This is a genomic window from Streptomyces sp. NRRL S-495 (assembly GCF_000966955.1).
Taxonomy (GTDB): Bacteria; Actinomycetota; Actinomycetes; order Streptomycetales; family Streptomycetaceae; genus Kitasatospora; species Kitasatospora purpeofusca.
Genome location: NZ_JZWY01000241.1, coordinates 23411 through 31036, shown reverse-complemented (window position 1 = coordinate 31036; position 7626 = coordinate 23411). Strand labels below are relative to the sequence as shown.

The following is a 7626-nucleotide window of genomic DNA, read 5'->3' as shown; positions in this document are numbered from 1 at the left end:
CGTTTTCCGGAGTTTCATTTCATCGGATTTCCCGAACTGGCCGGGGTCGCTTTCTTGCGACGTCCTCCACATTAGCGCATTCCGAGTGTTACTCGAAATTCATGCTCCGAGCGACACGCACTCGATGGGGGGCCGTTTTCAGCGACTCGTTCAACACTAGTCCACCTGGAGGACATCGTCAAACATCAGGGGCGGGATCCGGCTGGATCCCGCCCCTGAGAGTCGAAGCCGCAGGTCAGCGGCGTCGGGTTTCGGTCACTTGATCAACTCGGCGGCGGCCAGGTTCCGCTTGCCGCGGCGCAGGACCAGCCAACGGCCGTGCAGTAGATCGGCCTCGGCCGGCACCGCCTCCTCGTCCGTCACCTTGACGTTGTTGAGGTAGGCGCCGCCCTCCTTGATCGTCCGGCGCGCGGCCGAACGGCTCGGGGAGAGACCCACGGCGACCAGCAGGTCGACGATCGGCTGGAGCTCGGTGACCTCGGCCTTGGGGACCTCGGCCAGCGCCGCCGCCAGGGTCGGGGCCTCCAGGTCGGCGAGGTCGCCCTGGCCGAACAGCGCCTTGGACGCGGCGACCGCGCGCTCGTACTGCTCGGCGCCGTGCACCAGCGTGGTCAGCTCCTCGGCGAGCGCGCGCTGGGCGAGGCGGGCGGCCGGGCGCTCCGTGGTCTCGCGCTCCAGCTCCTCGACCTCCTCCTGCGAGCGGAAGCTGAAGATCCGCAGGAAGTTGGGGACGTCCCGGTCGTCCGCGTTCAGCCAGAACTGGTAGAAGGCGTACGGGGTGGTCAGCTCGGGGTCGAGCCAGACCGTGCCGGACTCCGTCTTGCCGAACTTGGTGCCGTCCGCCTTGACGATCAGCGGCGTGGCCAGCGCGTGCACCGACTTGCCGTCGGCCTTGCGGATCAGGTCGGTACCGGCCGTGAGGTTGCCCCACTGGTCGCTGCCGCCGGTCTGCAGGCTGCAGCCGTAGCGGCGGTTCAGCTCCAGGTAGTCCATGCCCTGGAGGATCTGGTAGCTGAACTCGGTGTAGCTGATACCGGCGTCCGAGTTGAGCCGTCGGGCGACGGCCTCCTTGGCGATCATGTTGTTGACGCGGAAGTACTTGCCCACGTCGCGCAGCAGGCTGATCGCGGACATCCCGGAGGTCCAGTCCAGGTTGTTGACCATGCGCGCCGCGTACGGGCCCTCGAAGTCGAGGAACCGCGAGATCTGGCCGCGCAGCCGCTCGACCCAGCCGGCCACCGTCTCGGGGTCGTTGAGCACGCGCTCGGCGGTGGGCTTCGGGTCACCGATCAGACCGGTGGCGCCGCCGACCAGGCCGAGCGGGAGGTTCCCCGCCTGCTGGATGCGGCGCATGGTGAGGATCTGGACCAGGTTGCCGAGGTGCAGGCTGGGGGCCGTCGGGTCGAAGCCGCAATAGAACGTGACCGGGCCGTCCGCGAACGCCTTGCGCAGTGCGTCCTCGTCGGTGGACAGGGCGATCAGCCCACGCCACTGCAGCTCGTCGACGATGTCCGTCACGGTCACGCTTCTCCTTCGATCGGGCGCCCGCCCGGTGCGGGCCCGGTTCGTCCGGGCCCGGGTGCGGGACGACTCCAGCTTTGTAGAGCCTACGCGGTCCCGGCCAACGAGTTTTCTCCGCACTGGCATGGACGCGCCGGGCAGGCCGGATTCCGGGAGGGGCCGATTCCGGCCGGATCCGATTCCCGTCGGTCCGCTCGTGGCCGTGCCCCTCGGCGACACCGGAAATTCCGTTGTTCGACGGCCCCGTGCCCCTTCAGAGTGGTCCCACCGCCGCGCGGCGGCAGTGACGTGTGTGGAGACGGTCGTGCCGCCGTGGCACGCCCGCGGAAGGGTGGCCGAGGTGCGCAGCACGCTGGTTCTGAACGCAAGCTACGAGCCGCTGACGACGGTGTCGCTCCAGCGTGCCGTGGTCCTGGTGCTCCAGGACAAGGCCGTGGTCGAGCAGGCTCACCCACTGCGCACCGTGCGCGGGACGGGGGTGACCGTGCCGGTGCCGCGGGTGATCAGACTCCAGCGCTACGTCCGGGTGCCGTTCCGACAACAGGCTCCGTGGTCCCGCCGCGGGGTGCTCGTCCGGGACCAGCACCTGTGCGCCTACTGCGGGCGGCGGGCCACCACGGTGGACCACCTGCAGCCCAGGTCGCGCGGGGGTACGGACACCTGGATGAACACGGTGGCCGCCTGTTCCGAGGACAACCAGCGCAAGGCCGACCGGACGCCGGAGCAGGCGGGGATGAAGCTGCTCCGCCGGCCGTTCGTGCCGACTCCGCAGGCCACCCTGATGATGGCGCTGGGCCTGCGCGGCGCGGACGTCCGGGAGCTGGCCGCCTGGCTGCCGGCCCAGGTGGTCGCGTCGGCCGCGCCCTCCGCCGCCTGAGGCGGCACCCGGACCAGCGGGGACGGGGGAACCGGGGGAAGCTCGGCCGCGCATCGACGGGGGGAAGTCGGTGCGCGGCCGGGTCAGGGCGTGGGCCCTACTCCTGGGCCCGGTAGCCGGTCGCGGTGCCGAAGTTGGTCGAGTGCTCGGGGACGGCGACGACCCGGCCGCCGCCGATCAGCACCCGTCCGGAGACCAGCAGCGAGCCGGTGCCGGGCGGGAAGTTGCCGCCGACCGTCTGGCGCCCGTCGGCCAGGGCGAAGCGGCTGAGGTGGGCCGGCTGGTCGAGGCGCTCGTCGACCGCGAGCACCAGCGCTCCGCGGTCCACCGCGACCGCCCGGGCCGCGCCCTTCTCCCGCGCGGTGGTCCGCCAGCGCTGCTTTCCGCTGTCGAGGTCGTAGCCGACCACCGCGACGGAGCCGCCGGCGGCGTTCGCCGGGGCGACCGTGGTGATCATCGTGCGGTCCTGGAAGAAGGCCCCGGGAGTGGCCGAGAACATCCCGTGGGCGACGTCGAGCCGGCCCCCGGAGCTGGCAACCGGGATCTCGGTGGCGGGGTCGCCGTTGGCGCCCCAGGCGAGGACCCGGTCGTCCTCGGGCTTCTCGCCGGTGGTGAGGACCACCGGCGGCTCGACCGAGAGCACCGTCGCTGTCCTCGGCCGGTTGTTCAGGGGGCGCGACCAGGTGACCTTGCCGTCGACGGCGTTCAGCGCGACGGCCTGGTCCACGGGGGTGGAGTCGGCGCAGGAGCTGGCGACCAGGACGGTGCCGCCGGACGCCCCGCCGGAGAGGGTGCAGAACTTCCCCTGCCCGGTGTACTGCCAGAGGTCGTTGCCGCCGGTGGCCTCCCAGGCGACGGCGTGGCTGTCGCCGACCGCTATCACCTTGTCGTCGGTGACCCCGACGCTCGCCCCGTAGGCGCCCTTGGCGTCGGAGAGCGACTTGGTCCAGGCCGTCCGGCCGGTGCCGGTGTCGACGGCCGCGACCAGTGAGCACGGGCTCTTGGGGTCGGCCCGGGGCCGGAACAGCACGGCGCCGAGGCCGGTCAGGTTGACGGTCGGGGAGAGGCCGCAGGGCACGGCGCCGGCGGCGGGCGGCTCCATCGACCAGGTCGGACGGCCGTCCGTGAGGTCGTAGGCGCGGACGCCGGTGGCGTCGGCGCGGACCACGGTGCCGGCCAGCAGCCAGCTGCCGACCAGGGTGTCGTCACCGCCGGACTGGGCGACAGCGGAACCGGCGGCCCAGGTCCGGGTGTGCGCGACGGTGAAGCCCGGCTCGCCGCCGGTGGCGTTGTCGGCGGAGCCGCCGCCCTCCAGGCCGACCATGAGACCGGCCGCGACCAGGACACCGAGGGCGGCGACGCCCGCCCCGGTGCGCATCAGCAGGGCCCGGCGGCCGGGGGTGTGTTCGGCGGCGACGACGGCGTCCGCGGCGGCCCTGGCCCTGGCGGCGAGGCCGGACCGGCCGGCGGTGCGGTCCGCCCGCCGCGACGAGGGTGCCACCGGCTCGGGCTCGGGTTCCGGTTCCGGCGTGGGCTCGGTGACGGGCTCCGGCTCCGCTTCCGGCTCCAGTCGCACATAGCCGTCGGCGGAGTACTCGGCCCCGGCGGGGGCGTACAGCTCCCCGCCGGTCGGCTGCTGCGGGACGACGACGTAGGGCGCGTACTGCTGGTGCTGGTCCGGTCCGTCGACGGCGCCGTGGGACCAGGGCTGCTGAGCGACGTGGCCGTGGCCGTACCCGGCCCGGGAGGTGTGGGGGTCGTAGGTGGCGTAGCCCTGCTGCACGTAACCCTGCTGCGCGTACCCCTGCTGGCCGTAGCCCTGCTCCACGTACCCGTGCTGGCCGTACGCCTGCTGTCCGTACTCCCCCGGCCACGCCTGCTGCGCCGGGTACTCGGTGTGGGCCTGCCCGCTCCCGTCGGGGTACGCCGGGTACTCGGCGTGCTCCGGGTGCTCGGGGTGCTCGGGCTGTCCGGCGGGCCACTCCTGGGGCGCCTGCTGCGGGTACCACTGCTGCGGGTGGCCGTCGCCGAGGGGATCCTGAGCCATCCGTTCCGTCCCTCCCGACCGCCTGCAATGCGGCAGTCAGCATCTCACGCCCCCGGAGCGGGGCGGAGCGGACGGTTCCGGTGCGGTCGGACGGGGCCCGACCGCACCGGTCCAGCGGTCCAGCAGTGGATCCGCCTACCGGGCGGACTCGGCGGCGAGGGCGGCGTCGATCCGGGCGGCGAGGTCGAGGTCGAGGGCGGTGAGACCCCCGGCGCTGTGGGTGGAGAGCACGAAGCGCAGGGTGCGCCAACGGATGTCGATGTCCGGGTGGTGGTCCATCGCCTCGGCGGCCTCGGCGACGGCCGCCACGACCCGGATCCCGGCCGGGAAGTCGGGGGCGTCGGCGGTCCGGACGATGCTGTCGCCCTCGCGCGTCCAGTGCGGCAGGCCCGCCAGCCCGGCGGTGGTCTCGTCCTCGGTCAGCCGTTCGCGGCTCATCGGCTCTCCTTGTCCTGTCGCCGGCGGCCGGTCGGTCGTCAGCCCGTCCGTCGGGGACGGGCGACCAGCTCGCCGCCGCAGTTCGGGCAGGCGCCGGCCATCTCCTCGGTGCACGGCCCGCAGAACGTGCACTCGTAGGAACATATAGAGGCCGGGCCCTCCGGGGTCAGCGACACCTCGCAGCGCTCGCAGATCGTCCGCATTTCCAGGGCCATGCCGGGTCCCTCCGGGTCAGGTGGCGAGCAGCTTGACGACGGCCACCAGGCCGACGACGACGATGACGGCGCGCAGCGCCTGCGGCGGGAGGCGGCGGCCCACCTTGGCGCCGACCATGCCGCCGATCAGCGAGCCGGCCGCGATCAGTCCGGCGGCGGTCCAGTTCACGGTCGAGGTGAAGAGGAAGAACAGCGCCGCGACACCGTTGACGATCATCGCGAGGGCGTTCTTCACCCCGTTGATCCGCTGCAGGTCCTCCTGGAGCATCATGCCCATCAGGGCCAGCAGCAGGACGCCCTGCGCCGCGCCGAAGTAGCCGCCGTAGATGCCGGTGAGGAAGATGCCGACGAGCAGCAGCGGGCCGCCGTGCGGATCGCCGTCGGGGCGGCGGCGGGCCGCGACGGCCTTGGCGACCCGGGGTTGCAGCACCACGAGGACCAGGGCGAGCAGGATCAGCACCGGGACGATCGCGTCGAAGGCGGCGCTGGGCAGTTCGATCAGCAGGTAGGCGCCGAGGACGCCGCCGAGCAGGGAGGCGGTGCCGAAGCGGGCGAGCCGGGCGCCCTGGCCGGCCAGCTCGCGCCGGTAGCCGAGCACGCCGCTGGCCGAACCGGGGACCAGGCCGAAGGAGTTGGAGACGTTGGCGGTGACCGGCGGGAGTCCGACGGCGAGCAGCACCGGGAAGGTGATGAGGGTGCCGGAGCCGACGATCACATTGATCATCCCCGCGCCGACGCCCGCCACCAGGACGGCGATCGCCTCCCAGACCGTCATGAGCCACCTCCCGTTGGGGTCCTGCCGTCGCGATCATGCCGGACGGACGGGTGCCGGTACCAGCCTCGACCAGGATTCGGGACGTAGGACACACCGGGGGCGAACAGACCCGAGGGCCCGCCCCGTGCGGTACGGGAGGCGGGCCCTCGGTGGAGCGACGGGCAGGCCGCGCGGGCTACTGCTCGGGGTCGTTCTTGCGGTACTCCCGGAGCGGGTCGATCCGGGGGCGGGCGGAACCCTTGGTGTCGGTGTCCAGCGGGCGCGGGCCGGCGGCCGGGTCGATCGGCACCTGGGTGGCGGCGGGCGGGGCGGCCGGGGCCGCGGTGGGGGCGGCCATCGCGCTGCCGTTGGCGCCGCCGGTCAGACCGGTGAAGGCGCCGCCCAGGCCCTTGAGCGCGTCGCCGACCTCGCTCGGGATGATCCAGAGCTTGTTGGAGTCGCCCTTGGCCAGCTCGGGCAGGGTCTGCAGGTACTGGTAGGCCAGCAGCTTCTGGTCCGCGTCGCCCTCGTGGATCGCCTCGAAGACGGTCCGGATGGCGGCGGCCTCACCGTCGGCGCGGAGCACGGCGGCCTGGGCCTCACCCTCGGCCTTGAGGACCTCGGCCTGCTTCTCGCCCTCGGCGCGCAGGATCTGGGACTGCCGGTTGCCCTCGGCGGTGAGGATCGCGGCGCGCTTGTCACGCTCGGCGCGCATCTGCTTCTCCATCGAGTCCTGGATCGAGGTCGGCGGCTCGATGGCCTTCAGCTCGACCCGGTTGACCCGGATGCCCCACTTGCCGGTGGCCTCGTCGAGGACGCCGCGCAGGCCGGCGTTGATGACCTCGCGCGAGGTCAGGGTGGACTCGAGGTCCATCGAGCCGATGATGTTGCGCAGCGTGGTGACGGTGAGCTGCTCGATCGCCTGGATGTAGCTGGCGACCTCGTAGGTGGCCGCCCGCGCGTCGGTGACCTGGTAGTAGATCACCGTGTCGATGTTCACCACCAGGTTGTCCTGGGTGATCACCGGCTGCGGCGGGAACGGCACGACCTGCTCGCGCAGGTCGATCCGGTTGCGGACCCGGTCGATGAACGGGACCACGATGTTCAGGCCGGCGTTGAGCGTCCGGGTGTAGCGGCCGAAGCGCTCCACGATCGCGGCGCTGGCCTGCGGGATGACCTGAATCGTCTTGATCAGCGCGATGAAGGCCACCACGACCAGGACGACCAGGACGATAAGGACGGGTTCCACGGACTCTCCCCTAGACGACCAGGGCGGTCGCGCCCTGGATTTCGACGACGTCGACCTGCTCACCCGGCTGGTACACCTGCTCGGGGTGGAGCGCGCGGGCCGACCAGATCTCACCGTTGAGCTTGATCCGACCGCCCTCCCCGTCGACCTTCTCCGCGACGACCGCGGTGGCGCCCTTGAGCGCCTCGATGCCCATTCTGATCTGCGGGCCCTTCCGCAGTGCCCGGTAGGCGATCGGGCGGACGACGACCAGTTGCGCGACCGAGACCGCGACGAAGGTCAGCACCTGCCACACCACGTCGGCGCCCAGACCGGCGACGCCGGCCGCGAAGAGCGCGCCGACGGCGAACATCGCGAGCTCCGGCATCGTGGTGATCACCAACGGTATGCCGAGGCCGACGGCGACCAGGAGCCACCAGATCCAGCTGTCCACGTGTCCATCCTAGGGAGGGAAGGGCCTATGAGGCGGTCAGTTCCCGCAGGTGGAGGGGCGGAAACCGGTCGCACGTGCGACCGGTTCCGGTT

The 7626-nt window shown here is 72.2% G+C and carries 8 protein-coding genes; 1 reads left to right on the top strand and 7 read right to left on the bottom strand.

Features of this window, described 5'->3' with window-relative positions; all coding sequences use genetic code 11:
• Positions 1 to 255: 255 nt before the first annotated feature.
• The gene (gene tyrS, locus VR45_RS14095; RefSeq protein ID WP_045940079.1) at positions 256 to 1518 is read right to left on the bottom strand and encodes a tyrosine--tRNA ligase; all 1263 of its coding nucleotides are present in this window, start codon (positions 1516 to 1518) and stop codon (positions 256 to 258) included.
• Positions 1519 to 1861: 343 nt separating this feature from the next.
• On the opposite strand from tyrS, the gene VR45_RS14090 reads away from it, so the two are divergent.
• Positions 1862 to 2398 carry an HNH endonuclease gene (locus tag VR45_RS14090; protein ID WP_045940078.1) on the top strand — a complete coding sequence of 179 codons (537 nt, stop codon included), beginning with the start codon at positions 1862 to 1864 and terminating at the stop codon, positions 2396 to 2398.
• A gap of 97 nt (positions 2399 to 2495) precedes the next feature.
• Here the strand turns inward: VR45_RS14090 and VR45_RS14085 are convergent, their stop codons facing one another.
• From VR45_RS14085 to VR45_RS14060, 6 genes are all read right to left on the bottom strand, one after another.
• On the bottom strand, positions 2496 to 4445 hold the full coding sequence (locus VR45_RS14085) for a PQQ-binding-like beta-propeller repeat protein (protein WP_045940070.1): 1950 nt from the start codon (positions 4443 to 4445) through the stop codon (positions 2496 to 2498).
• A 135-nt stretch (positions 4446 to 4580) separates the two neighbouring features.
• Positions 4581 to 4883 (bottom strand): 4a-hydroxytetrahydrobiopterin dehydratase, encoded by a 303-nt coding sequence (locus VR45_RS14080; protein ID WP_045940069.1) that lies wholly within the window; start codon positions 4881 to 4883, stop codon positions 4581 to 4583.
• A gap of 38 nt (positions 4884 to 4921) precedes the next feature.
• Entirely contained in the window at positions 4922 to 5098 is a 177-nt protein-coding gene (locus VR45_RS14075) for a DUF1272 domain-containing protein (RefSeq protein WP_045940068.1), read from the bottom strand.
• A 16-nt stretch (positions 5099 to 5114) separates the two neighbouring features.
• Positions 5115 to 5873 carry a sulfite exporter TauE/SafE family protein gene (locus VR45_RS14070; protein ID WP_045940067.1) on the bottom strand — a complete coding sequence of 253 codons (759 nt, stop codon included), beginning with the start codon at positions 5871 to 5873 and terminating at the stop codon, positions 5115 to 5117.
• Between the two features lie 175 nt (positions 5874 to 6048).
• Entirely contained in the window at positions 6049 to 7101 is a 1053-nt protein-coding gene (locus VR45_RS14065; protein WP_030398241.1) for an SPFH domain-containing protein, read from the bottom strand.
• 10 nt (positions 7102 to 7111) lie between these two features.
• Positions 7112 to 7534: an NfeD family protein gene (locus tag VR45_RS14060; protein ID WP_030398242.1), complete on the bottom strand. Its 423-nt coding sequence runs from the start codon at positions 7532 to 7534 to the stop codon at positions 7112 to 7114.
• Between the last annotated feature and the right edge of the window lie 92 nt (positions 7535 to 7626).

Bases quoted from the DNA above. Each gene is read 5' to 3' on its own strand.
- VR45_RS14080 (WP_045940069.1), bottom strand. From the start codon at position 4,883: ATGAGCCGCGAACGGCTGACCGAGGACGAGACCACCGCCGGGCTGGCG.
- VR45_RS14075 (WP_045940068.1), bottom strand. From the start codon at position 5,098: ATGGCCCTGGAAATGCGGACGATCTGCGAGCGCTGCGAGGTGTCGCTG.
- VR45_RS14070 (WP_045940067.1), bottom strand. From the start codon at position 5,873: ATGACGGTCTGGGAGGCGATCGCCGTCCTGGTGGCGGGCGTCGGCGCG.
- VR45_RS14085 (WP_045940070.1), bottom strand. From the start codon at position 4,445: ATGGCTCAGGATCCCCTCGGCGACGGCCACCCGCAGCAGTGGTACCCG.